The sequence below is a fragment of the Thermobifida cellulosilytica TB100 genome (assembly GCF_001517975.1).
Taxonomy (GTDB): Bacteria; Actinomycetota; Actinomycetes; order Streptosporangiales; family Streptosporangiaceae; genus Thermobifida; species Thermobifida cellulosilytica.
On sequence record NZ_KQ950180.1, the window covers coordinates 257,647 to 282,899 of the forward strand.

The window sequence follows — 25,253 nt, forward strand, 5'->3', positions numbered from 1 at the left end:
GACCTGGCGGTCACCGCGGTGGTGGCCGGGATCTCCTTCGCGTCCACCGTCTTTCCCGTGGCGGACGCCCCGGAGGGCCTGGCCGCGCTCGGGAGGCTGCTGCCGTGGGGACTGCTGCTCATGGTGCTGGCGGTGGCGCCGCTGCTGTGGCTGAGCACGTTCCCGGTCCCCGTGGCCGTGGTGTCGGTGCTGGCCACCACGGCCTACTATCCGCTCGGCTACCCCGACAACCTCGTCATCGTCGCGGGTGCGGCGGCGCTGTTCAACGTGGTCTCGCTGGGGTACCGCCGCACCGGCTGGCTGCTCGGGCTCGCCCAGTACCTCATCATCCACGTCGTCGAGACGGTGCACTTCGGCGCGCCCCGGCTGGGGTACGCGCTGGGCATGCTCGCCTGGGTGCTCGTGGTGCTCGTCGGCGGCGAGGGGATCCGCAAGCACCGCGAGTACCGGGACATGGCGCGCAGGCACTCGGAGGAGGCCGAGCGCACCCGGGAGGAGGAGGCGCGCCGCCGCGCCTCGGAGGAGCGCCTGAAGCTGGCCCGCGAGGTGCACGACGTGATCGCGCACCACATCTCCCTGATCAACGTGCAGGCGGGCAGCGCCCTCTACCTGATCGACTCCCAGCCGGAGCGCGCGGCCGAGGCGCTGGCCGCGATCAAGCAGGCCAGCCAGGAGACCCTGCGGCAACTGCGTGCGATCCTGGGGGTGCTGCGCGCGGTGGACGAGGAGGCGCCACGCTCCCCCGCCCCAGGGCTGGACCGGCTGGAGGAGCTGGCGGCCGGGGTGCGGGCCTCCGGGATCGGGGTGCGCCTGGAGGTCGTCGGCACGCCGCGGCAACTGGGCGCGGGGGTGGACGCGGCGGCCTACCGGATCGTGCAGGAGGCGCTGACCAACGTGGTGCGGCACTCCGGAGCCGGTACGGTCACCGTGTCCGTCGGGTACGCCCCCGACGGGGTGTCCGTCCGGGTGTCCGACGACGGGCGGGGCTGCGCCGACGGGTTCGCCCCCGGCAACGGCATCGCCGGGATGCGGGACCGCGCCGAGGCGCTGGGCGGCGAGCTGACCGCCGCTCCCGCCCCGGGCGGCGGGTTCGCGGTGCGGGCCTGGCTGCCGGACTGACCGGCGGCCCCGTCGGTGTCCGAACTGTGGGGGAGACGATGATCCGGGTACTTCTCGCCGACGACCAGGCGCTGGTCCGGGCCGGTTTCGGCGCCCTGCTCAACAGCGCCCCCGACATCGAGGTGGTGGCCGAGGCCGCGGACGGGGCCGAGGCGGTCCGCCTGGCCGCCGCGCAGCACCCCGACGTCGCGCTGCTCGACATCCGCATGCCGGTGATGGACGGGCTGACGGCGGCGGAGCGCATCCTCTCCCACCCCGGCCTGGAGTCGACCCGGGTGGTCATCCTGACCACCTTCGACCTCGACGAGTACATCTTCGAGGCGCTGCGGCTGGGGGCCAGCGGGTTCCTGGTCAAGGACACCGAGCCGGAGGAGCTGCTGAACGGGGTGCGGGTGGTGGCCCGGGGCGAGGCGCTGCTGTCGCCGAACGTCACCCGCCGCATCATCGCCGAGTACGCGGGGCGTCCGCGCCGCCCCGACCCGGCGAAGCTGCTGGGCGAGCTGACCGCCCGGGAGCGCGAGGTGGTGGCCCTGGTCGGGGAGGGGCTGTCCAACGAGGAGATCGCAGCACGGCTGGTGCTGAGCCCGGCGACGGTCAAGACCCACGTCAGCCGGGCGATGGTGAAACTGCGGCTGCGCGACCGGGCGCAGTTGGTGGTCCTCGCCTACGAGACAGGGCTGGTGACCCCGGGGTGGATGCGCTGAGCGGCCCGTCGGGGAGATCCCCGAGGGGGTTCGGAGTACTCCCGTAGTCCCCGGGGAGTAGCCGCCGCGCCCCGTGCACCCCCGTCGGCGTAGTGGAAACGCCTTCTCGCAGACGATGCGCCCACTCCCCTCGGCCGGGGAGCATCGTCGTTGTCCCCCGCTGACGGTCCGGTCGAGGAGTCTGCCTTCCCATGTTCGACGATCCGCTGCTGTGGGCGCGGTTGCAGTTCGCGCTGACCGCGGGCATCCACTACACCTTCGTCGCCCTCACCCTGGGCATGGCCGCGCTGATCCTGGTCTCCCAGTTCAGCGCGGTGCTGCGGGGGGACGCGGCGCGTCTGGCCGCGGTGCGGTTCTGGGGCGGCCTCTACGTCGTCAACTACGGCATGGGGGTGCTGTCCGGCCTGGTGATGGAGTTGCAGTTGGCGCTGAACTGGAACGGGCTGAACGAGGTGTTCGGCCACGTGGTCAGCGCCCCGCTGGCGGTGGAGACGGTGGCCGCGTTCTTCGCCGAGTCCACCTTCCTGGGCCTGTGGATCTTCGGCTGGGACCGCATGAACCGGTGGCTGCACCTGGCCTGTTTCGGTGTGGTGACGCTGACCGCCTACCTGTCGGCGTTCTGGGTGCTGGTCTCCAACGGCTTCCTGAAGAACCCGGTGGGGTTCGAGATGCGCGGCGGCGTGGCGGTGCTCACCGACCCGGTCGCCCTGGTCACCAACCCGTCGGCGCTGCTGGCCTTCGGCCACGTGGCGACCAGCACGCTGCTGGTGGGCGGCCTGGTGACGGCCGGGGTCAGCGCCTACCACCTGCGCCGCGGCAGCGACCCGGAGGGGATGTTCCGGCGGGGCGTGCGGCGGGGCGTGCTGGCGGCCTCGGTCGCGCTGCTGCCGACCGCGGCGGCGGGCGGCGCCCAGTACCCGCTGCTGTTCGACCCGCCGGCGAGCAGCGGCACGACGCTGGACGCGGCCGAGATCGAACGGATCGAGGCGGCCGGGTCCGGGCTGGTGCGCGTGCTCGCCGAGACCGGCAACGCCGTGATGGCCCTGGTCTGGACGGTGTTCTTCCTCGTCCTGCCCCTGGCGCTGCTGGCCTGGCCGCTGCGCGGGCTGGACCGCTGGCGCTGGCTGCAATGGCTGATGCCGGTCCTTCCCGTGCTGGCCCTGCTGGCGGGGGTGGGCGGCTGGGTCTACCGGGAGCTGAACCGCCAGCCGTGGACGGTGCGGCACCACCTGACCACCGCGCAGGCGGTGACCGAGCTCTCCCCGGGGCTGGCGCTGCTGTCGTTCGTACTGTTCACCGGGGTGTTCGTGGTCCTGGCCGGGATCACCGGGTGGCTCCTGGTGCGGTTCGCCCGCCGCGGTCCCGCGGGCGGTCCGCTGGCTCCGGCGCCGCCGCCGGACAGCGGTGCGGCCGTCCCGGTCCACAGCTACTAGCCGTCGTCCTCGGAGTGCTGTCGTGGAACTTGTTGCCGTGGTCCTTCTCGTCGGCCTGCTGGCGGGCTACTCCGTCCTGGCCGGGTGCGACATCGGGTTGGGCATGCTGTCGCCGTACGTGGCGCGCACCCCCGAGGAGCGCCGCCGGGTGGTCTCCGCCGCCGCCCCCTACTTCCTGGGGAGCGAGGTGTGGCTGGTGGCCGCCGTCGGCGTGACGGCGGGCCTGTTCCCGCAGATCGAGGGCGAGGTGGTGGCCGGGCAGTGGCCCCTGTTCGTCCTGCTGCTGGCCGGATGGCTGGTGCGCGACGCCGGGCTGTGGCTGCGCGGGCGGGTGGCCGCGGCGGCCTGGCACGCGGTCTGGGACACGGCCGTCGTGGCGGGCAGTTGGGCGGTCGCACTGGCCTGGGGGCTGGTGCTGGCCGCGCTGCTGGGCGGCGGGGCGCTGCCCCTGCTGTTCACACCGCTGTGCGTGGCGGCGGTGGCGCTGCTGTTCCTGCTGCGGGGGGCGGCGTTCGGCGCGGAGCGCCTGGTGCCGGTGGCCGGCCGTACCGGTGCGGAGTCGGCGGAGGCGGCGGCCCGCGCCACGCGGGTGCTGGCGCGGGCCGGGCTGGTCGTGCTGCCGGTCGCGGCGGCCGCGGCCTGGCTGGACGGCGGGGTGCGGGCCGGTGCGCCCGCCCTCGCCGTGGCCGCCGCGGTGACGGCCGTGCTGGCGGTGACCGCGGGGGTGTCGGGTCCGCGCTGGTCGCGGCCGACGTCGGCGGCGGCGATGGCGTCGCTGCCGGTGCTGGCCGCGGTCGGGGGGCAGGTGTCGGCGGCCGTGGCCGATCCGCGCTCCCTGGTGCTGGTGGCGGTCGCGACGGCGCCCATGGTCCCCGTCCTGGCGGTGGGCCAGGTGTGGCTGTACCGGATGGTGCGCCGCCCGGCCCCCGAGTCCGGGTTCTTCGCCTGAGCGGCGGCGAGGGCTGCGCCTGCGCCCCGCTTCTCAAACCCGTCTTGCGGTGTTTTGCCGGAACCGGCCACCCCGGTTGGCGCGGCGCGGTACCGGGGAAGGCTTGGGGGCGACGACGATTCCCCGGTGCCGCGAGGCTGTGGCCGGGTGCGGAGGAGGGACCATGCTTCACATCGAGACCGAGATGCGCGGCGGCTGCAACTGCGGCTCCAACTGCGGGTGCGGCTGCCAGAACGGCGGCTCCTGCTCCTGTGGCGGCAACTGCTGACCGCACACAGCGGGTTTCTCTGCCGCAGTCCGACGCGGGCCGTCCCATCCCCCCGGGACGGCCCGTCATCCTGTCGGGCGCGGGTCCGCGGCACGGGGCCGGGCGTACTGCCCGGCGGCCTCCGCCACCTCGATACCGAGCGCGGTGAGCTCACCGGGGGTGCGGGTGGTCAGGAACCAGTCGCGGAACCGCGGGTGCGGCACGAGGCGGGAGGCCGCCGCCAGCGCCCGGTCGCCGACGAGGTGGCAGCGGTAGCCGTACGGTTCCAGCAGGGAGCGCAGCCGCTCGGCGTCGGCGTCGGGCAGCACCTCGCAGAGGATGTCGGGGCGGTGCTCGGCGAGGAACTTCTGGCCGTGTTCGAACACCTCGGCCTCGGTCCCCTCCACGTCGACCTTGAGCAGCACGCCCCTGCCCTGGGGAATCCGGTCGGCGAGGGAGTCCAGGGCGACGGTCTCGACCGGCACCCCGTCGGGGAAACCGAGCCGGCTGGAGTAGAAGCACGGCAGCGCCGAGTCCGCCGTCCGCGCGGGCATCATGAGGGTGACCGAGGGGTCGCCGACACCGGTGTGGTGGAGGGTGACCCGGTGCAGGACGCGGTTGCGCACGCAGTTGTCGACCAGGGCCTGGTACACCTCGGGCACGATCTCGAAGGCGTGCGCCCGCAGCGCGGGGTTGACCGCGGTGCCGACCAGGGTGAACAGCCCGGTGTAGGCGCCGATGTCGAGCAGGGTGGCCGCGTGGCGGGCCGCCGCGGCGAAGACGCGCACCGCGAGGTCGTCGGCGGGCTGGGGGCGGCGGCCTCCGCCCCAGTACAGCTCCTTGGCGATGACGCAGCGGGCGGGGTCGCCCATCACGTACTCGACGCCGTCGACGCGGCCGGTGACCTCGCGGAGCGCGGCGGGCGCGGGGAGCCGTCCGGTGGCGCGCACCCCGGGGGCCAGGACGCGCACCGCCGCGCGCATCGCCAGGTGCGGCACCCGCCATCCCAGGACCCGCTTGACGTGTTTCTTCGCTCCGTACCAGCGGTGTCGGCGGCAGGCGGCGCTGCGGCGGTAGTCGGCCACCGCGGACTGTGTTGGCGGCATCTCACCTTCCCGGCCTCTGTGCCCGTCCTGTCTGCGGGCCCGCTCCCCGGCCGTCGGCGCCCGTGCGGGCCGGTACCGCCGAAGGCGTGCGGGAGCTCGAACCAGACCCCTATGACATTACCCCAAGCAACCGGTCAAACACTCTCAGCAGTGGAACGTGTGGCCGGGGCCGCCGCGGCTGGCGGGGCGCCTCTGCGGCGCGGGCGCCCCGTGGGAGCCGGTCAGAGGGTGAACTGCACCGCGGCGCGGTCGGCCAGCATCGGCCTGATGACCGCCAGCACCGCCTGGTGGTCGGGATGCTCCTGGTAGGCGCGGAAGCCCTCCTCCCCCTCGACGTCGGCGACCACGGCGAAGTCGTGGTTGCCCGCCGCGATGCCCAGGTCTGCGCCGAAGGAGTAGCTCTTCAGCTCCGGAATCGCCTCGGGCAGCCTGCCCAGCATGGCCGCCACGCGCTCGACCTGTTCGGGGTGACGCCTTCGTTCCAGCGGAACAGTGCGATGTGCCGAATTCCCATGGTGAGAAACCTAGTACACCGGCTGCCGGGAGCTCCCCGTCCGCCGGGCCGCGGCGGTCAGCCGATCCGGGTGGCGAGCAGGTAGGCGTCCGGCGTCTCGGGGGTCACGATGTCGTCGACCCGCCACACCTGGTCGCCCACCATGAACGTCTCGCCGATCCGCACCTCCAGCAGGCCCTGCCACTCGGCGGGGCCGCCGAGTCTGGCCACGGGTCTGCCCTCCTCGTCGATCCAGAATCTCCCTCCTCCGACCGGCCCGTTGGCGAACCGGTCGTTGCGGCCGTAGGTGATCTTCTCCTGTGTACCGACTTCGTGAGTCACAGCGGGTTTTCCACTTCCAGAGGGTCAACGGTCCTGAACAAGACGCATACGGAAAGCGCGTGGTTGTCCCGCGTCCCGGCAGCGGCCCGCAGCCCCGGCCGCCTCTCGGGACCCCCGCCGCCCGACGGGCGCACAACGTCCGTCCCCGACACGACAGTGCGGGTCCGCGGCGCAGGAGCCGCGGACCCGCACCGGGTCGGGCAGGGGCGGTCGGCGGGGTCAGTCCCGGCCGACCAGGTTCTTCACCCGGCCGACGATGTTCTCGAAGTCGGTGCTGAAGGGCTGGTCCTGCACCATGTAGGTCCAGGTGGTGGAGGGCCGCTTGACCCCGGCCCCGGCCACGTCGAGGCGGCCGTCCACGACCTTCAGCTCCGCGAACATCTCGGCCGCGCGGGCGCGCGCCTCGTCGAGGAAGCCCTTGAAGGCGGGGACCGCGTCGCGGTTGAACTCGTCCAGCGGGTCGCGCCGTCCCAGGAAGCGCAGGTGGATGCCCTCGCGCAGGTCGGCCAGGAAGGCGTTGTGGTCGGTCCACCCCCGGTCCAGGTGGTAGAGGGTGACCAGGCGGGCCGCGCGGGCGACCTCCTCCTCGCCGACCTGTTCGACCAGTTCCTCGTAGGTGGCGGGGCAGTCCACCGCGAGCTGCCGGCTGCCCAGGTTGTCGTGGAGCACCGCGCGGCGGTGCTCCAGCACCACGCTGCGCTGGACGTCGATGAGCTTGTTGTACCGCCAGGTGTTGCGGTGCAGCTCCAGCAGTTGGCCCTCGGCAATGCGCTGCGCGTGGTTGACGGTCTGCCGCCAGGCCGGGTCGGTGATCTCCCCGTCGGCGGAGGAGACCCGGTAGCCGCGCGCCTCGGGCACGTTGTTGGTGATGAGGTCGTCCTCGACGCTGACGTAGAACACCGAGCCGCCCGGGTCGCCCTGGCGTCCGGCGCGTCCGCGCAACTGGTCGTCCAGGCGGCTGCTGGGGTAGCGGCCGTAGCCGATGACGTAGAGGCCGCCGGTCGCCACCACCCGGTCGCGGTCCTTCATGTCGCTGCCGCCCAGGCGGATGTCGGTGCCGCGCCCCGCCATCTGGGTGGACACGGTGATCCTGCCGTAGGTGCCGGCCTCTGCGATGACCGCGGCCTCGTCGGCGTCGTTCTTGGCGTTGAGGACGACGCACTCGAGCCCGGCCCGCTCCAGGCGCTTGGCCAGCCGCTCGGACTCGGCGACGTCCTGGGTGCCGATGAGGATGGGGCGGCCGGTGGCGTGGACCTCGGCGACCTTCTCGACGAGGGCGTCCTCCTTCTCCTCGGCCGTGGCGTAGAGCCGGTCCTCCTCGTCCACCCGGATGTTGGGCTTGTTCGGGGGGATGACCGCGACCTCGAGCTCGTAGAACTCGCGCAACTGCTCGGCGACGGCCATCGCGGTGCCGGTCATGCCGCAGCGGATCGGGTAGCGCAGCACCAGCGACTGCACGGTGATGGAGTCCAGCACCTCGCCGGTCTCGCTGGCGGCCAGGTGCTCCTTGGCCTCGACGGCGGCCTGGAGCCCGTCCGGCCAGCGTTGCAGCAGCGCGATACGGCCCCGCGACTCGTTGATCAGCCGCACCTTGCCGTCCCGCACCACGTAGTGCACGTCGCGCTGGAGCAGCGCGTGGGCGTGCAGGGCCAGGTTGACGCGGGAGAGCAGGGTGGTGTCCTCGGCGGAGTACAGGTCGACCCCGCCCAGGGCCTTCTCGACCGCGTCGATCCCCGCGTCGGTGAGGTGGACGTTGCGGCCGTCGTCGTCGACCCGGTAGTCGATGCCGGGCCGGAGCTTGCGCACGAGCTCGGCCATCGCCGCGTCGGACTCGGCGGGCTCGGCGGCGCCCGCCAGCACCAGCGGCACCCGCGCCTCGTCGACGAGCACCGAGTCCGCCTCGTCGATGATCGCCACGTTCGGTTCGGGCACCACCAGGTCGGCGGGGTCGGTGGCGAGCCGGTCCCGCAGCACGTCGAAGCCGAGCTCGCTGACGGACGCGTAGGTGATGTCGGCGGCGTAGGCGGCGCGCCGCTCCTCGGTGGTGGACTCCTGGCCGATCCAGCCGACCTCGACGCCGAGCAGCCGGTACAGCGGCCCCATCCACTCGGCGTCGCGCCGGGCCAGGTAGTCGTTCACGCTGAGCACGTGCACCCGCTGGCCGCGCAGCGCGAACCCGGCGGCGGCCAGCGCGCCGGTCAGGGTCTTGCCCTCACCGGTGGCCATCTCCGCGACGTGTCCGTCGAGCAGCGCCATGACACCGATGAGCTGGGTGTCGAAGGGACGCTCCCCCAGCGTGCGGCGGGCGGCCTCGCGGCCCAGCGCGCACAGCTCGGTGAGGTCGGAGCGGTCGTAGGGAAGCTCGGCGTTGCCGAGTTCGGCCGCGGCTTCGGTGAGCTCGGCGTCGCTCAGCGCGCGCAGGGCCTCCTCGCGCTCCTCGATCGTCTTCAGCAGCTTGGTATAGGGCTGGAGTGACACCGATCCGGGCCTGCCCAGAAGGCGTCGCACACTCTCTGCCATTCGTCCGAACACCACAGCAGGGTAACGCTGTTCGCGCCGTTTCGGTTCCCCGGATGAGAGCTGGATCACCCCGGGTTTCGGTCACCCCTCCCGCCCCGGACCGAAACCCCCCATCCTGACCTGCTGTTATACTCCGGTCACTCTGTGCACGCCGACAAGAATTTTTTTCCTGCGCTGCCGGTCCCTCCCTCCGGCCCGCCGGACGCGTCAGTGGACGAGCTGGCGGCTCTGGCGGCGCTCCACCGCCATCGCGTGCTTGACCAGACTGATCAGGGTTTGCAGCACGGCCTCGCGCTTGCGGGCGTCGGTGGACACGATCGGCACGTCGGCGGGCAGGGCGAGCGCCTCGCGCAGCTCCTGCTCGGTGTAGCGGTAGTAGTCCTCCTCGGTCTCGAAGGAGTTCACCGCGATGACGAAGGGCAGCGGGTACTGCTGCTCGAAGTACTCGATGGCGGGGAAGCAGTCCTCGAGACGGCGGGGGTCCACGAGGACGACGGCGCCCAGCGCGCCGCGCGCCAGGTCGTCCCACATGAACCAGAACCGCTGCTGGCCGGGGGTGCCGAACAGGTAGAGCACCAGGTCGGTGGGGAGCGAGATGCGTCCGAAGTCCATGGCCACCGTGGTGCTCCGCTTGTCGGGGGTCTTGGACAGGTCGTCCACCCCGATGCTGGCGTTGGTGATCGCCGCCTCGGTGCGCACCGGAGGGATCTCCGAGATCGCGCCGATGAAGGTGGTCTTGCCGACGCCGAAGCCCCCGGCGACGATGATCTTCGTGGTGAGTTTCGGGGAATCGTTCACGTGTTCGTTACCTCGGGACGCTGAGGGAGCGCGTGCGCGGCCCCGCTCCGGAAAGGTCCGCCGCGAATGCCGAGGGGCGGCCGGGCGGACATGATCATCAGAAGGGAACCTAGCACCGTCTCCACCCACCCGCGGCGTTCTCCGCCGATTCGACTGCACGGTGAGACGGGGCGCACACCTGCGGTGCCGGCCTCAGCCGCCCGCGGCGCCCGCCGGGGCGCGGCCGCGTCCGCCCCGCCGCTGCGGCGCGGGAACAGATTTCCCGAAAGCGGCGACAGGGGTGAAACAGGATTCCCCGTTTTCCTCCGGAAAGAAAATGACGACCGCAGGACAATGCCCCCGAAACAGGGCGCTCCGGGGACCTGGAAGACAGGGCAGCGACATCGTGGGTTTTGGAGGGAAAACTCACGAGGGGGGACAAGTCACCGCCTCTCGCCATCTCCGAAACTAAGGCTACACTTTCCTGTCCCAGAAGGTCAAGAAAGAAGAAAGAACCGACTCGCAAACGGGAGATTTTTCCGAATCATCCCTGTCCAGCACCCATTTTGATCACCTGTACGAGTTTTTGGCGCCGTTATTTTCCGCGGATTCCGCGGCCGCCCGGGCGGCTCTCCCCGTCCCCCTGATTCCGCCGCTCCCGGAGCAGGCCCCGGTCCGTTTCCGCCGCCCCGCCCGCCCGGAAATAGCGCTCTGCGGAAGCGCCGCACGCGCCCCGGCGGCGCGTTCCGAAACCCTTCCCCGCCGCACCCGGCGCTCTCCCGTCCGCGCCTCCCCCGCGGACCGGCGGAGGGAGCCGTGCGGCCCTCCCCCGCCCAGGGCCTACGATTGGGCCGTACGCCCAACGGTCCCTGGCTAAGGAGCCAACCGCACCCATGTCCGAACAGCGCATCATCCGGCCCACACCCATCAGCGGATTCCCCGAGTGGACCCCCCGCATCCGGTCCGTGGAGCTGCGCTGGCTGGACCATATCCGCAGCGGTTTCGAGCGCTACGGGTTCTCCTCGGTGGAGACCCCGTCGGTGGAGGCGCTGGACGTGCTGATGTCCAAGGGCGAGACCTCCCAGGAGGTCTACACCCTGCACCGGCTCCAGGCCGACGCCGACGACGACAGCGACGCGCGGCTGGGCCTGCACTTCGACCTGACCGTGCCGTTCGCCCGCTACGTGGCGCAGCACTTCAACGACCTCGTCTTCCCGTTCAAGCGCTACCAGATCCAGCGCGTGTGGCGCGGGGAGCGCCCCCAGGAGGGGCGGTTCCGCGAGTTCACCCAGTGCGACATCGACGTCATCAACGTCGACCGCATCCCGCTGCACTTCGACGCCGAACTGCCGCGCATCGTGCACGAGGTGCTCGCCGGGCTGGACCTGCCCGCCTGGACGCTCAGCATCAACAACCGCAAGGTGCTCCAGGGCTTCTACGAGGGCCTGGGCGTCACCGACCCGATCGCGGTGATCCGCGCGGTGGACAAGCTGCACAAGATCGGCGCGGACGCGGTGCGCGACCTCCTCGTCGACCGGGTCGGCCTCAGCCGCGACCAGGCCACGGCCTGCCTGGACCTGGCCCGCATCCGCGGCGCCGACGCCTCGGTGGTCGACGAGGTCGCCAAGCTGGGCGTGGGCAACGAGACGCTCTCCAGCGGCCTGGACGAGCTGGGGCAGGTGCTGGACGAGCTGTCGGACCTGCCGTCGGGCAGCGTCGTGGCGGACCTGTCCGTGGCCCGGGGCCTGGACTACTACACCGGCACCGTCTACGAGGCCGCGTTCGACGACGACCCCGGCTACGGGAGCATCTGCGCGGGCGGCCGCTACGAGAACCTCGCCGGGCAGTTCATCCGCCGCTCCCTGCCGGGCGTGGGCATCTCCGTCGGCCTGACGCGGATCTTCGCCAAACTGGTGGCCGAGGGGCGGATCAGCGGCGGCCGGTTCTGCCCGACCGACGTGCTCGTGGTGCTGCCCAGCGACGAACGGCGCGGCGCCGCGCTGGCGGTCGCGGCGCAACTGCGCGCCCGCGGCTTCAACACCGAGGTCTACCACCAGGCCGCCAAGATCGGTAAGCAGATCCAGTACGCCGCCAAGAAGGACATCCCCTTCGTCTGGTTCCCGCCGTTCGAGGAGGGCCGGCCGCACGAAGTCAAGAACCTGACCACCGGAGAGCAGGTCGAGGCGGACCCCGCCGCCTGGAACGGGTAGGCCACGCCGGACCGCACACGGCCGTCAGCGGTCGCGTCCGACACCGTGCCCTCCTGCTTCCTCCTCTCTTGCGGCTCCGCGGGACGTCCGCCGGGGAAGCGGAGCCGCAAGGGGACGACACCACGGTTGCAGAGACGAGACCATGCCAGCGCCACGACACCACCTGCCCGCCCCCCGCACTCCGCTCATCGGCCGGGAGCGCGACGCCGCCGACCTCGGCCACCTGCTGCGGACCGTGCGGCTGGTCACCCTCACCGGTGCGGGGGGCATCGGCAAGACGCGGCTGGCGCTGCGGGTCGCCGAACGGGAGCACGACCGGTTCGCCGACGGGACGCTCTTCGTCGACCTGAGCACGGCCACCACCGGCGACCACGTGCTGTACTCGCTGGCCAACCGGCTGGGCATCGAGGTCGGCCGCGGCCAGCCGCTGCGGGAGGCGGTGCTGCTGGCGCTGCGCTCCTGCGACCTGCTGCTGGTCCTGGACACCTGCGAGCGCATCGTGGCCCCCCTGGCCGAGCTGTGCCGCGCCCTGCTGAGCACCTGCCCCCGGCTGCGGCTGCTCGCCACCAGCCGGGAGCCGCTGCGCATCCCGGGGGAGAACGTCTGGCGGGTGCCCCCGCTGGAGCTCCCCCCCGCCGCGCGGGAGCTCCCCGCGGACGACTCCTGCTCCGCGGCCGTGTCCGGGAGGCTGAGCGTGCGCGAGGCGATGCGCTCCACCGCGGTCCGCCTGTTCGTGACGCGGGCCAGACAGGCGCGGCCCGGCTTCACGGTCACCCCCGACACCATCGACACCGTCGTCCGGATCTGCCGCATGCTGGACGGCGTCCCCCTCGCCATCGAACTGGCGGCGGCCCGGGTGCGCGTGCTGTCGGTCGAGCAGATCCTGGAGCGCCTCGACGACCGCTTCACCCTGCTCAACAGCACCGACCAGCGGCTGCCCGAGCGGCAGCGCACCATGCGCGCGGTGGTGGAGTGGAGCCACGCCCTGCTCACCGACGCGGAGAAGGCCCTGCTGCGGCGCCTGTCGATCTTCGCGTGCTGGTCGCTGGACATGGCCGAGGGCCTCTTCACCGCGGACTTCGGCGACGAGCTGCTGCAACTGCACGGCTCCCTGCTGGACAAGTCGCTGATCGTGCTGGAGGGGGAGTTCGAGGGCATCGCCTACTACCGGATCCTCGACACCATCCGGGCTTACGCGGCCGAGGAGCTGAGCGCCGCCGGCGAGGCCGAGACCTACCACCGGCGGACCCTGGAGTACGGGCTGTACTGGGCGAGCGCGTTCAACGCGGCCATGGGCTCGGCCCTGCCGTGGCGGGAGCGGATGAAGCTGCTGAGCCGGGTGGAGCGCAGCCTGGACAACCTCCGCTCCTTCCTGCGCTGGGCCGCCTCCCACGGCATGGCCGAGCCGGGACTGCGCATCTGCGTGATGCTGCGGGCCTACTGGCTGACGTTCAACCGCTGCGCGGAGGGGGCCGCCTTCCTGACCGCCCTGCTCGACGCGGCCTCCGACGACCTTCCCCCGGAGCTGCGGGCGCGCGCCCTGGTGCTGCACGGGGAGCTGACCCTGGACCTGGACGGCCCCCACGTCGTCCGGGAACGGCTCGCCGAGGGCCTGCGGCTGGCCGAGGCCGCCGACGACGCGGTCCGGGCCGACGCGCTGACCGCGCTGGCCAACCTCGCGCTGCGCACGCGGGAGTTCTCCGCGGGCGCGGACCACGCCGCCGGGGCCCTGGAGCTCGCGCGGCGCCTGGGCAACCGCCTGCTGGAGGCGCACGCCATGGAGCTGTGCGGCCGACTGGCCGACGCCGCCGGAGACCGCGCCGAGGCCCGCCGCCGGCTGTCGGAGGCGCTGGAGCTGAGCGAGGAGACGGGCTGCGGCTGGAACGCGGCCCGCTGCCACGAGGCGCTGAGCACCCTCGCCCTCCGGGGGGGCGACTACGACCAGGCGGAGCAGCACCTGGACCGCGCGCTCTCCCTGTTCCTGGAGCTGGGCTCCGCGCTGGGCACCGCACGCTGCCTGGCCGTCCTGGGCCACCTGGCGGCGCGGCGCGGCGAGCGGCTCAAGGCGTGGGAGCACCTGAGCGAGGCCGTCCGCCGCAGCGGCCTGTCGGGGCGGCGGCTGGCCCTGGCCCGTTCTCTGGAGGACCTGGCCCGGTTCGCGGCCTCGGAGGGGATGACCGACCGGGTGGTGCTGCTGGGCGCGCAGGCCGAGGCGCTGCGCCAGCGGGCGAACGCGCCCTCGGCCGGCAACCGGATGCTGCGCGAGTACGTGGTGCAGCGGTGGGGGGCCGCGTCCGCGACCGCGGCGTGGACCCGGGCCCTCACGCTGCCCCTGGAGGAGGCGCTGTCCGCCGCCCTGGACGACCCGCCGCTGGACGACGTGCGCGAGCTGACCTCGCGGGAACGCCAGGTCGCCGAACTGGCGAGGGCGGGGCTGTCCAACCGGGAGATCGCCGCCCGCCTGGTGATCAGCCAGGCGACGGTGGCGCGGCATATCGCCAATGTCTTCGCGAAACTGGGCATTTCCACCCGGGCCGAACTGCCGTCCCGGCTCGCACCGGCCGACGGGGAGCCCTGGGCCGACGGGGACCCGCACTCACCGGCCGCCTCCGCCCGCCCCTCCTGACCCGGCCGCGCATTTCCGATATCGCCATTTCGAACAGCAAAAACATTCGTTCTGGTTGCGTCGGGCGGAAACAGCTACTAAGACAGAACGTGATGCACTTTCCTCCCTGTTTCGGTCCGTTCCCCGCAACGCGCGCTCTCCCCGGGCAGGACGCCGCGTTCCCGACCGCCTGACCCCATGGAGTCCATGGCTGCGAATACGGCACAGGCACGGCAGAATCTGCCTCTGGAGCTGAACAGGTTCGTCGGTCGTGAACGCGACCTCGACACCATCCTCCGCCTGCTGCGCAACCACCGGGTCGTCACGCTGTGCGGAGTGGGGGGGATCGGCAAGACCCGGCTGGCGCTGCGTGCCGCCGCACAGGCCACCGACTACTTCCGCGACGGGGTGTGGCTGTGCGAGATGGCCGAGGCGACCGACCGCGAGGAGGTCGTCGGGCGGATCGCGACCGTCCTGGGCGCCCGGGGCGACGGCGAGCGCTCCCCCGAGCGGGCGCTGGCCGACGTGCTGCGCTCCCGCCGCCTGCTGCTGGTCCTGGACAACTGCGAGCACGCGGTCGCCGACGTCGCGACCGTGGTCGAGCAGCTCCTCGCCCGCTGCCCCGGCGTCTCCTTCCTGGTCACCACCCGCGAGCCCCTGCGCATCCCCAGTGAGACCGTGTGGCGGGTGCCGCCGCTGGCCGTGCCCGAACCGGGAGAGGGCGACCCGCTCAGCGCCGAGTCGGTCCAGTTGTTCGTGGACCGCGCCCGCGCCCACGCCCACGACTTCACCATGACCCCGGAGCGGCTGGACTCCGTCGCGGAGATCTGCCGCCGCCTGGACGGGATCCCGCTGGGCATCGAACTGGCGGCGGCCCGGGTGCGGCTGCTGTCGGTCTCCCAGATCGCCGAGCGGCTCAACGACCGGTTCACGGTGCTGACCTACGGCGACCGGAGCGCACCGGCCCGCCAGCGGACGCTGCGCGCGGTCATCGACTGGAGCCACGACATGCTGGACGAGCAGGAGCAGACGCTGCTGCGCCGGCTGTCGGTGTTCTCCGACTGGGACCTGGAGCTGGCCGAGGCGGTCTGCGCCGACGAGGCCCTGCCCGCCTCCTCGCTGCTCGACCTGCTCGTCTCGCTGGTGGACCGCTCGCTGGTCACCGTGGTCGGCGAGGTCGAGGGCCGGATGCGGTACCGGATGCTCGACACCATCCGGCACTACGCCTCGGTCCGGCTGGCGGAGAGCGGGGAGGAGGAGCGGCTGCGGCTGCGGCACCGCGAGCAGATGCTGGCACTGGCCGAGGACCTGGCGCACCGGGCCGTGGCCGGGCCCGAGGTCTCCTGGTCCGAGCGGCTCTCCGCCTTCCAGCGGGTCTGCGCCGACCGGGACAACATGCGGGCCGCGCTCAACTGGTCGGCGGAGCGGGGGGACGCCGTCGAGGGGCTGCGGCTGTGCGTGGCGCTGCGCCCGTACTGGATGGTCAACGGGCTGCTGTCGGAGGGCGCGCACTGGACCGACCGCTTCCTGGAGATGGGCTGCCCCGACGAGGCGCTGCGGGGACAGGCGATGGTGCGCCGGGCGGAACTGGCCTGGGACCGCAGCGACCAGGCGTCCACGGTGCGCGTCGGCGAGGAGGGGCTGCGGCTGTGCCGGGAGGCCGGGGACCACGCCTCGGTGGCGCTGGCCCTGAACATCCTGGCGATGAGCGACATCCGCGCCGGGAACCTGGAGCGGGCCGGGGAGCGGCTCGCCGAGTCGGTCGCACTGACCCGGGCGACGGACGACCCGTGGAACGAGGGCATCGCCCGCAGCACCCAGGGGGCGCTGGCCGCGCGGCGGGGGCGCCTGGCGGAGGCCCGGACCCGCTACGAGGAGGCGCTGACGCTGCTGCGCGCCATCGACCACCGGTGGGGGGTGGGCCTCACCCTCATCGGCCAGGGGCGGGTGGCGGAGGCCAGCGGCGACCTCACCGGCGCCGAGCGGTGCTTCCGGGAGGCCCTGGAGATCCAGCGGGCCGTCGGCGGTGCCCCGGAGCTGGCGCGCTGCCTGGCCGGGGTGGGCCGGGTCCTGGCCCGGCAGGGGAAGGTCGCCGAGGCCTACGAGTGCCTGCGGGAGAGCCTGACCCTGTGCCACAACACCGGCCAGCGGCTGGGGACGGCCCGGGGGCTGCTCGCCGTCGCCACGGTCGCCGCGGCACAGGGGCAGGCGGAGGAGGCGACCCGGCTGGCGGGTGCGGCGGAGCGGATCCGGGAGCGCCTGGGGCAGCCCGCGTCGGGGACCCCGTGGCCGCTGCGGGCCGGGGCGTTCGCGCGGCTGTGGGAGGAGGGCCGCCGCATGGAGGCCGACCGGGCGGTCCGGCTGGCGCTGCGGCTGGCGGCGGCCGGGCGGTCGTCGTCCCACCCCGCACCGGTCGACGCGGCCCCGGCGGTGCTGACCCCGCGGGAGCGCGAGGTGGCCCAGTTGATCGGTCAGGGCATGAGCAACCGGTCGATCGCGGAGCAGTTGTTCATCAGCCCGGCGACGGTGGCCCGGCACGTGGCCAACATCAACACCAAGCTGGGTTTCAACTCCCGGACGCAGATCGCCGCGTGGATCAACCGGTGACGGCCGCCACCGACCTGCTCCCTTTCCCCGGAACGGCTGCCGAAGGTATTCTGTACCGCACCGCTCATTCCGCTCTGAACTGCGGAAAAGCCGACTACACACCCCGTCCGCCAAGAATCTACATATGCATATGCACGCGAGAACGCATGTGCAGTCAGGCCCGATGGGGGTAGTCTCACCTATGTGCGGTCGCTGCCCGCAGAGCACCGCGGTCCGCACGCACGCGCCGTGGGCGCGCCATTCCGGCGCTCCCGGCCGTCCGTTCCGCCGCAGGCCGCACTGCGGAGACACGCGGTGCGGAGGGGGCAGACGGCCGCGGCCGCGCCGGGGCTCGTGCTGCCGCGGGTCGTTCTTGAGGGGAAACGCCCCGCGGCACCGGCCGCAGGCGTCCGGGTTCGTCACGTGGAGGGGGCGCGACGAACCCGGACCCGGCCACCGGGAGGACCCCTGGGGAGGGTGGGAGACATGAGGGCCGAGCAGTTGCCGTGCTCAGCCGACACGCCCGCCGCGCACCTGCCGCGCGGTCCGGTCCCGAACGGTTCGCTGACCGGTGGCCTGCTCGACCGGCTCCGGCGTTTCGGGGACTCCGGTTCGGTCGCCGACCACCGGGGCCCGCGCATGAGCGGCGCCGAGTTCGCCACCATCGTCCACCGTGCCGCCGCCGGGCTGAGCCGGCGCGGGCTGCACCCCAACGACGTGGTCGCGGTCCTCGCACCGGTGTGCACCGCCCGCCTCGTCTCCGTCTACACCGCGATGGCGGTGGGCTGCGTCGCGCTGCCGCTGGAGCTGACCTCCGACATCGACACCCTGATCCGGGTCCTGGTCGACACCGAGGCCCGGATGCTGCTGACCACCGGCGAGCTGGCGCCCCTGGCGGTGGAGCTGGCCGACCGCTCCCGGGTGCGCCAGGTGGTGTCCTTCGGCGGCGCCCCCGAGACCACTCCCTTCGCCGAACTGCTGCGCCCCGCGCCGCGCAGCAGCGGCTACGATCCCGCGCAACGCTGCCTGTTCGACAGCGGACTGCTGGACTACACGGCCGTCTCCGGCGCCCCGCCGCGCACCGTGCGCCGCCCCCACCGGGAGCTCGTCGAGCACTTCCGCGTCCTCGACGCCCGCCTGCGGCTCTCCCGCGGCGACACGGTGGTCCTGGAGAGCGGCATGAGCGAGTTCGACCGCTGCGTGTTGGCCTCGGTGGCGCTGTGGAACGGCGCCTCGGTGCTCTCCATGGGGGGCGCGGGCCCCGCCGGTGCGGTTCCCCGGCCCCCCCGGGCCGTCGAGCCGCCGCTCTCCCCGACCGGTCTTCCCTCCGCATGACACAGCCGGAGCCGCGTTGGGCTGGCCGCGGCTCCGGCTGTGTCCCCGCACTCAGGGGAGGTCGATCTCGAACCAGGCGACATGGGTGGTCTCGGTCCAGTACTCGCCGTTGCGGGAGGAGCAGTCCTCGACGATGAGCTTGCCGCGGCCGTACTCGTGCCGGTCCTCCCGGTGGATCACGTCGCTCTCCAGGGGGTCCTTGCGGCCCTGGTCGACCACTGCCACGCGTACGCCGTCGGCGTCGATCCGGATGAACAGGGTCATCACCCCGCCGGTCTGACCGGAGCGGGAGTGGAGCAGGGCGTTGGTGGCCAGTTCGCTGACGGCGAGCTCGGCGTCGTCCTGGACGGACTCGGGGCATCCCGCCCGGCCCAGGAACTCGCGGACCCGGGAGCGGATGGAGCGGACCGCGGTGAGGTTCCCCACGCAGCTCCACACCGTGTGGTCGGTGGCGGGGGCGGCGAGTTCGACGGAGTCGACCACGGGCGCGTCGCAGGCGTCAGCGGCTTCGAAGGTGCGCACCTCCTGCGAATCGGTCGTCCCCATGTCACTCCCATCGCTCTTCGGTGGGACCGCCAGGATCGCACGCCCACGGAACCGTCACTGCGGAACTCAACAACAGGACAGCACACCGACGGCTACCCGGACACGGCAGCCCCGCAAAACACGGTCACGTGTCCCACAGAGACAGCACAAAGGATTCCACGTCCGGGGCACGGCTACCCCTGCTGAGCTGCAACGTTCCGGCAACACCGCCAAGAGGGGGCCAAGGCCTCCACCATTCCTTGTCCGACGCGCGATCCAATCGTGACCTCATGGCTTTCCAAGAGCGAAGGCAGAAACGATAATCGTTGTCAGTACCGTTTCGGGAGGTCCTGTCCCCACCCCCCGTTCCGCACAACGTCACACCAGGGAGAGCACCCATGAAGATCGCGTTCGTCGGCAAGGGCGGCAGCGGCAAGACCACCCTGTCCGCGCTGTTCGCCCGCTACCTCGCCTCCTGCGGCGCCCCCGTGGTGGCCGTCGACGCCGACATCAACCAGCACCTCGGCCCCGCCCTGGGCGCCCGGCCCGCCGACCTCGCCGGGGTCCCCGCCCTGGGCGGGCACCTCGCCGAGATCAAGGAGCTGCTGCGCGGCTCCAACCCGCGCATCGCCTCGGCGGACCAGATGGTCAAGACCACCCCGCCCGGCCGGGGCTCCCGGCTGCTCGACTTCTCCGAGGACAACCCGGTGCACCGGCGCTTCGGCCACCACGTCGACGGGGTGCTGCTCATGCTCACCGGGCCGTTCAGCGAGGACGACCTGGGGGTGGCCTGCTACCACTCCAAGGTGGGCGCGGTGGAGATGTACCTGAACCACATGGTGGACGGCCCCCGCGAGTACGTCGTGGTGGACATGACCGCCGGGGCCGACTCCTTCGCCTCCGGCATGTTCACCCGGTTCGACGTCACCTTCCTGGTCGCCGAGCCGACCCTGCGCGGCGTCGGCGTCTACCGCCAGTACGCCGAGTACGCGCGCGACCACGACGTCACCATCAAGGTGGTCGGCAACAAGGTGCAGGGTCCCGAGGACGTGGAGTTCCTGCGCGAGCACGTGGGCGACGCGCTCAGCGTGTGCGTGTCCCACTCGGAGTTCGTCCGCGCCATGGAGAAGGGGCGCCACCCGGACTTCACCGAACTGGAGGAGGACAACCTCAAGGCGCTGGCCTGGATGCGCGACGTCGTCGACGCCACCGAGCAGGACTGGGAGCGGTTCACCCGCCAGAACGTGGAGTTCCACCTGCGCAACGCCGAGCGGTGGGCCAACGCGGCGACCGGGGTCGACCTGGCGGCCCAGGTCGACCCGGAGTTCGTCATGGGGCCCGCGGCCCTGGCCGCGTCTCGGGCCGCGGGCTGATCACCGTCCGTACAGCGCGTTGTCGGCGGCGGTGCGGATCTGCTCCAACCGGTCGGTGTCCAGCGGCACGGCGCCGCGCTGCGCCGAGGCGAACAGCGGGTGCAGCCCGGTGGACAGCTCCTCGCTGAACTGCGAGTAGTAGGGGGTCACCGGCCGGACCTGGGCGTCGTCCACCGCCAGCCGGACGGTGTCCAGGAAGTGGCCGGCCTCGGCGTGCCAGGCGTCCTCCCCGGTGACGCCGTACCCGGCGCACAGCCGCGCGGCGTCCTCGGGGGACAGCTTGTCCACGTAGACGTCCTGCCGGGTCGGCGCGTACCCGCCGCAGTAGTACAGCACCTGCTGCTGGCGGGCGCCGGTGAGGAAGCCGATGAGGTCGAGCGCGGCCTCCTCGTTCGTGCTCCCGCTGCTCAGGGCGAGGCTCTGCCCGCCCAGCAGGGCTCCGGGCAGCGCCTCCACCGTGTACTCGGGGGCGTGCCCGGAGTCCTGCTCCGTGGACGCGATGAGCAGCCGCCGGTACCAGATGGGCCAGTTGCGCATCGCCACCGCCTCACCGCTGAGGAAGCGGACGTAGGTCTCCTCCTCGGTGCCCTCCAGCGAGGCGGGGTGGAAGGTCCCGTCCGCGAACCCCTCGGCGATGAGGTTCAGCGCCTGGTACTCGACGCTGTTGCGGTGGATGTCGGCGAGGCGCTGCTCGCCGGGGAGGACCAGGCTGCCGCCCTCCCCCGCGACGATCTCCATGGTGTTGACGGTGAACCCCTCGTACCGGGCGAACTGCCCGATGTAGAGGTGCTCGACGTCGGCGTCCTCGGTGGCCTCGGCGAGTTCGGCGAGGATCCCGCTCAGGCTGCGGCCCGCGGTCAGCGGCTCCTGGCCCACCAGGTCCCTGCGGTAGTAGAGCATGCCCACGTCCGCGGTGAAGGGGACCGCGTAGACCCGGTTCCGGTAGGTCACCGACTGGCTCGGCTTCTCCTGGAAGACCTGGGTGAGGACGCTGTCGGAGTCCCCGTCCGGGGCCACCCCGGCGGCCTCCGCCCAGCCGGGGCCGATCTCCCTGATCCATCCGGCCTCGGCGAACATGGCGGTGAACTGGTTGTCGATGTTGATGACGTCGTACTCGGGGTCGCCGCTCTGGACGTCGCGCACCATCTCGGCGTACTGCTGGTCGGCGCTGCCGGGCAGGACCACGAGGTAGGCGCGGTAGCCGTCCGGCCCCTGCGCGGCGTTCCACTCCTGGATGAGGTTCAGGTAGAGGTCGTTGCCGCTGACGTCCTGGCCGGTCGCCACGTAGATGGTGCGCTCCTCGTCCGCCCCGGGCGCCGTGCAGGCCGCCGCCAGGCACAGTGCCGCCGCGGCGACGGCCGTCCTCCGGAACAACCGGTCACCTCCCACCGCGCGCCTCCTCGACCACGCCGCGCGCGCTCTCGTCCGCCCTGCCCCGGTCGGCGTCGCGGCACTCGACGCGCGGGTGCCCGGTGAGCTGGGGCAGGATGCCCACCTCGCAGGCGGCCTGGTCGGCCGCCTGCTGTGCGCCGCCGCCGACCGCGATGATCCGCACCCGCACGTCCGTCCCGTCCAGCACCCGGTCCAGCTCCTCCTGGCTGAGCCCGCGGTCGTCCTGGATGCGCACCCCGTCGGTGACGACGACCAGCATTGCGCCGGGGGCCGCGTCCTCCTCCAGGGCGAGCACGCCCGCGCGGATGACCTCCCGCAGCGGGGTCGGGCGGTGCGTCGGGGCGAGGCCCTCCACGGTGGCGATGAGCTCTTCGGGGAGGTTGTCGCGGTGGGTGGTCGACACGAGCGTGGTCGCGGCGGTGGCCTCCCGGCCGCTGTCGCCTGCCGGGTAGGACCACAGCCCGAAGCGGTCCTGGGCGCGCAGGTCGCCGATGATCGTGGTCGCGGCCGTGCGCGCGGCGTCGAACTGCTGCGGCACCGAGGCCATGGAGGTGGACCGGTCGAACGCGAGCAGGATCGTCGCGGGCTCGCTCGCCTCCCGGTGCGCCTCGTCGGCCTGGAGCGCCCACTCCCACCACTGGACGGGGTCGAACCGGGCCGCCCACTCGGAGACCTGCGGCCCGTGCGCGGCGTCGTGCTCGGCGGCCATGGCCTCCGCGGCCCGGCCCTGCCCCGTCACGGAGCGGTACCCGGCGTAGACCCCGTCGGCGGCGTAGGCGTCCTCGTCCTCGGCGAGGTCGAGGAGGAACCGCTCGAACTCCTGGCGCTCCGCCGTGAGGTCCGAGGGCTCCTCGTCCTCCCAGAGCACCCGGACCAGCGGGTGGTCGAGAAAGGGCAGGCCGGGGCCGTAGCGGGGGGACAGGTCGGTCCGCATCCCCTCGGGGCAGTCGGGGGAGGCGCTGTCGAGGGCGCTGCGGGCCTGGTAGACCGCGGCCTCGCTGACCAGTGCCACCGTGTCGGCCCACTTCCCGACCCGGCACAGCAGCGCCAGGCTGCTGTCGGCCCCCTCCTCGCCGAGGAAGCGGGCCTCCGCCTGCACCTGCTCGGCCGCGCGGCCGCTCTCGGCGAGGAGGCGGGCCTGGTGGGCGCCGTGCAGCCGCCCCACCGAGGTCCACCGCAATCCCGGACGCGCCCATTCCAGGTCGGGACCGTCGGGGAGAATCCCCGGTTCGACGTCGGGCGGGAATGCGTCGGGAACCGCCCACACGAGCGGGGTCATGCGGGTGGGGCCGAGATAGTCGAGACCCGCGTCGCCGAGTTTCCCGTTGCTGTTGACGCGCCCGTCCTCCGGCGGCACCAATTCGAGAAATTCGACGGTGGATTCAGGAATCCAGTAGTGGGGTCTGGCGCCCAGGGAACGGTCGACCAGATAACTGCGTCCGGGCGGCCCGGCGCCCATCTCGGTGGTGTTCGCGGGCAGTTCCCAGCCGTTGGCCAGCGTCTGGCGCACCGTCTCCGTCGTCCCCGCGGCGTAGACCAGGACGTCGACCGGCCGGCAGCCGCCGTTCTCCTCGCGGCGCTCGGTCTCGTAGACGTCGGCGGCCTCCCGCAGCACCGCCTCGCTGTCGGCTGCGGTGACCACGATGAGCTGGGTGGGCAGGGGGCAGGACGGGCTCAGCACCGGCCAGACGAGGGGCGCGATCAGGACCGCGGCGCTCAGGCCCGCGACCACGGTGAGGACGTAGCCGGTGACCGGTGAGTTCGGCAGCATCCTGACGATCAGGCGGAGCGGCTCGTAGGGGGCGCCGCGCTGTGCGTGGGCGATCAGCAGGATGAGCGATCCCAGCAGGAGGAGGATCGCGCTGATCCACAGGAGGTCTCCCAGCAGCGCTCCGAGGGTCTGACCGATGAACTCCTGCCACAGGGCGATGAAGAGGGACGAGAGAACCGTGGCGGCGAGAAAACCGGTGAGCGATGTGGACTTCTTTGTCTTACCGCGCCTGTCGGTCTGAGTCATGTCAAGGCGGGCGCCAGAGCCGCGAAGGATACCAGCCGGGGCCGCCTGAGCCACCTCCCTCGGGCCTACCAGGATATGCGGCATCAATCACATTTTCCATACTTATAGAACCTTGCTCCAATTAGTCGGACTTCGCATCGGCTGTCCCGTTCGGGACAATCGTGTTTTCCTGTCTTTGTCGATGCCGCAGGAGATATCCGAAACGGCAGACACACCGCACCACCAAGCGGTTCCCGACTTCCCCCGGCGGCCGCACCCCAAAAATGCCAACAGTTCTTATGATTAGAAAAGAACTTCTCCTGCTCGAACCGGGGTGTCCCCGTCCCGTCACGCGGCCCCGTGCGACCTGGTCGGCGAACTCGCCGGAACGGGCTTCGGCCCGCGCGCGGCCGGGGTCGTGGCCACCGGCGCGACCGGCGTCCGCGGGCCGCCCTCGCCGAGGCCGAGGAGTTCCTGGAACGCCGCATCGCACGGTCCGGATCGGCAACGGCACGGGCGCCGCCGAAGGCAGACGCCCCGAGGACCGGCCGCCGTACCGGGCGGGAGCAGCCGGGCGGCGGACTGCTCCCGCCCCGGCCCCCGCGGGCGGGCGGGGACGGCCCCGGGACGGGGCGGAGGTGGACGGACCTCCCCGCCCCGGTCCTCTTCTCCGCCGGGCCCTCAGAACAGGATCGACATCACCTCGTCGATCTCGCGGAAGCCCACCCTGCGGTAGGCGGCGCGAGCCGGGGTGTTGAAGTCGTTGACGTAGAGGGTGACCGTGGGCGCGATCTCGGCGAGCGCGTAGCGCACCACGGCCGCCATGCCCCCCACCGAGTAGCCCCGGCCGCGCAGGTCCGGGTGCACCCACACCCCCTGCACCTGGCAGGCGTGCGGGGTGACCGCACCGATCTCGGCCTTGAACACGACCCGCCCGTCCTCGATCCGGGCGAAGGCCCGCCCCAGCCGGATCAGCTCCTCGACCCGGGCCCGGTACAGCGCGCCGCCGTCGCCCGAGTCCGGCGGCACCCCCACCTCCTCGGTGAACATGGCGATGCTGGCGGGCAGCAGGATGCCCAGCTCCTCCGGCCGCACCCGGCGCACCAGCGGATCGGCGGGCACCGGCGGCTCCTGCGAGGTGGCCATGACGGGCTGCCTGGCCCGGATGGCCCGGGCCGGTCCCCAGTAGGGGCGCAGGCGGCGCCACAGGTCGGTCACGGCCGGGATCGGCCCCACGATGGAGGAGCAGCGCCGCCCCTGCCAGCGGGCCCGGCTGGCGAAGTGCCGGACCGCGTCGGCGTTGGCGTTGATCGGGATGAGGTTCGCGCCCGCGTAGCACAGCGCGGTGATGGAGCCGTGCTCGACGTAGCCCCACAGCTCCGCGCCGAGCTGCCCGGGGTCCAGGCCCACGGCACGCAGCCGGGAGGCGACGAACACGTTGCCGACCGGGTCCTGGTCGAGGAGCGCGTGCACCTCCGCGTGGTCTCGTTCCCCGAGCACCCGTATCGGCGAGGTCCGCAGCATCCGTATCACCTCACCTG

At 72.5% G+C, this 25,253-nt stretch carries 18 protein-coding genes; 9 read left to right on the plus strand and 9 right to left on the minus strand.

The genetic code is table 11. The annotated features are described in order from the left end of the window. Positions 1 to 3: 3 nt before the first annotated feature. The 4 genes from AC529_RS21135 (at position 4) to AC529_RS01190 (ending at position 4,205) form a co-directional block, all read left to right on the plus strand. Positions 4 to 1,119 (plus strand): sensor histidine kinase, encoded by a 1,116-nt coding sequence (locus AC529_RS21135; RefSeq protein ID WP_068754362.1) that lies wholly within the window; start codon positions 4 to 6, stop codon positions 1,117 to 1,119. A gap of 38 nt (positions 1,120 to 1,157) precedes the next feature. Further along, positions 1,158 to 1,823, plus strand: a complete 666-nt coding sequence (locus tag AC529_RS01180; RefSeq protein ID WP_068753075.1) for a response regulator — start codon at positions 1,158 to 1,160, stop codon at positions 1,821 to 1,823. A gap of 191 nt (positions 1,824 to 2,014) precedes the next feature. Beyond that, the gene (locus AC529_RS01185; RefSeq protein WP_068753076.1) at positions 2,015 to 3,256 is read left to right on the plus strand and encodes a cytochrome ubiquinol oxidase subunit I; all 1,242 of its coding nucleotides are present in this window, start codon (positions 2,015 to 2,017) and stop codon (positions 3,254 to 3,256) included. 22 nt (positions 3,257 to 3,278) lie between these two features. Further along, positions 3,279 to 4,205, plus strand: a complete 927-nt coding sequence (locus tag AC529_RS01190) for a cytochrome d ubiquinol oxidase subunit II (RefSeq protein WP_068753077.1) — start codon at positions 3,279 to 3,281, stop codon at positions 4,203 to 4,205. Between the two features lie 333 nt (positions 4,206 to 4,538). Here AC529_RS01190 and AC529_RS01195 read toward each other — a convergent pair whose 3' ends face one another. From AC529_RS01195 to AC529_RS01215, 5 genes are all read right to left on the minus strand, one after another. Further along, a complete protein-coding gene (locus AC529_RS01195) occupies positions 4,539 to 5,558 on the minus strand; it encodes an FkbM family methyltransferase (protein ID WP_068753078.1) in 1,020 nt (339 codons plus the stop codon). Positions 5,559 to 5,779: 221 nt separating this feature from the next. Beyond that, positions 5,780 to 5,998, minus strand: coding sequence for a Dabb family protein (locus AC529_RS01200; protein ID WP_083947969.1), 219 nt, complete (start codon positions 5,996 to 5,998; stop codon positions 5,780 to 5,782). A gap of 131 nt (positions 5,999 to 6,129) precedes the next feature. Beyond that, positions 6,130 to 6,393 carry a DUF6406 domain-containing protein gene (locus tag AC529_RS01205; RefSeq protein ID WP_068753079.1) on the minus strand — a complete coding sequence of 88 codons (264 nt, stop codon included), beginning with the start codon at positions 6,391 to 6,393 and terminating at the stop codon, positions 6,130 to 6,132. A 219-nt stretch (positions 6,394 to 6,612) separates the two neighbouring features. Continuing rightward, complete coding sequence (gene secA2 / locus AC529_RS01210) at positions 6,613 to 8,913, minus strand: accessory Sec system translocase SecA2 (protein ID WP_068754364.1); 2,301 nt, start codon at positions 8,911 to 8,913, stop codon at positions 6,613 to 6,615. Between the two features lie 207 nt (positions 8,914 to 9,120). Then, a complete protein-coding gene (locus AC529_RS01215) occupies positions 9,121 to 9,711 on the minus strand; it encodes a GTP-binding protein (protein ID WP_068753080.1) in 591 nt (196 codons plus the stop codon). Between the two features lie 872 nt (positions 9,712 to 10,583). Here AC529_RS01215 and hisS point away from each other — a divergent pair. The 4 genes from hisS to AC529_RS01235 all read left to right on the plus strand — a co-directional run bounded on the left by hisS (position 10,584) and on the right by AC529_RS01235 (position 18,426). Continuing rightward, positions 10,584 to 11,900 (plus strand): histidine--tRNA ligase, encoded by a 1,317-nt coding sequence (hisS, locus tag AC529_RS01220; protein WP_068753081.1) that lies wholly within the window; start codon positions 10,584 to 10,586, stop codon positions 11,898 to 11,900. Between the two features lie 142 nt (positions 11,901 to 12,042). Continuing rightward, positions 12,043 to 14,526 carry an ATP-binding protein gene (locus AC529_RS01225; RefSeq protein ID WP_068753082.1) on the plus strand — a complete coding sequence of 828 codons (2,484 nt, stop codon included), beginning with the start codon at positions 12,043 to 12,045 and terminating at the stop codon, positions 14,524 to 14,526. Between the two features lie 186 nt (positions 14,527 to 14,712). Beyond that, a complete protein-coding gene (locus AC529_RS01230) occupies positions 14,713 to 17,112 on the plus strand; it encodes a LuxR C-terminal-related transcriptional regulator (RefSeq protein ID WP_068754366.1) in 2,400 nt (799 codons plus the stop codon). A 465-nt stretch (positions 17,113 to 17,577) separates the two neighbouring features. Beyond that, complete coding sequence (locus AC529_RS01235; RefSeq protein ID WP_068753083.1) at positions 17,578 to 18,426, plus strand: AMP-binding protein; 849 nt, start codon at positions 17,578 to 17,580, stop codon at positions 18,424 to 18,426. 51 nt (positions 18,427 to 18,477) lie between these two features. Here the strand turns inward: AC529_RS01235 and AC529_RS01240 are convergent, their stop codons facing one another. Next, complete coding sequence (locus tag AC529_RS01240) at positions 18,478 to 18,972, minus strand: ATP-binding protein (protein WP_068753084.1); 495 nt, start codon at positions 18,970 to 18,972, stop codon at positions 18,478 to 18,480. Between the two features lie 377 nt (positions 18,973 to 19,349). Between AC529_RS01240 and AC529_RS01245 the strand changes: the two genes are divergently transcribed. Continuing rightward, positions 19,350 to 20,324, plus strand: coding sequence for an ATP-binding protein (locus AC529_RS01245; RefSeq protein ID WP_068753085.1), 975 nt, complete (start codon positions 19,350 to 19,352; stop codon positions 20,322 to 20,324). On the opposite strand, the gene AC529_RS01250 is transcribed toward AC529_RS01245, so the two are convergent. The 3 genes from AC529_RS01250 to AC529_RS01260 form a co-directional block, all read right to left on the minus strand. Further along, entirely contained in the window at positions 20,325 to 21,698 is a 1,374-nt protein-coding gene (locus tag AC529_RS01250) for an extracellular solute-binding protein (RefSeq protein ID WP_068754368.1), read from the minus strand. It abuts the gene before it with no gap. Positions 21,699 to 21,702: 4 nt separating this feature from the next. Then, a complete protein-coding gene (locus AC529_RS01255) occupies positions 21,703 to 23,733 on the minus strand; it encodes a vWA domain-containing protein (RefSeq protein ID WP_068753086.1) in 2,031 nt (676 codons plus the stop codon). 660 nt (positions 23,734 to 24,393) lie between these two features. Then, positions 24,394 to 25,236 (minus strand): GNAT family N-acetyltransferase, encoded by an 843-nt coding sequence (locus AC529_RS01260; protein WP_068753087.1) that lies wholly within the window; start codon positions 25,234 to 25,236, stop codon positions 24,394 to 24,396. Between the last annotated feature and the right edge of the window lie 17 nt (positions 25,237 to 25,253).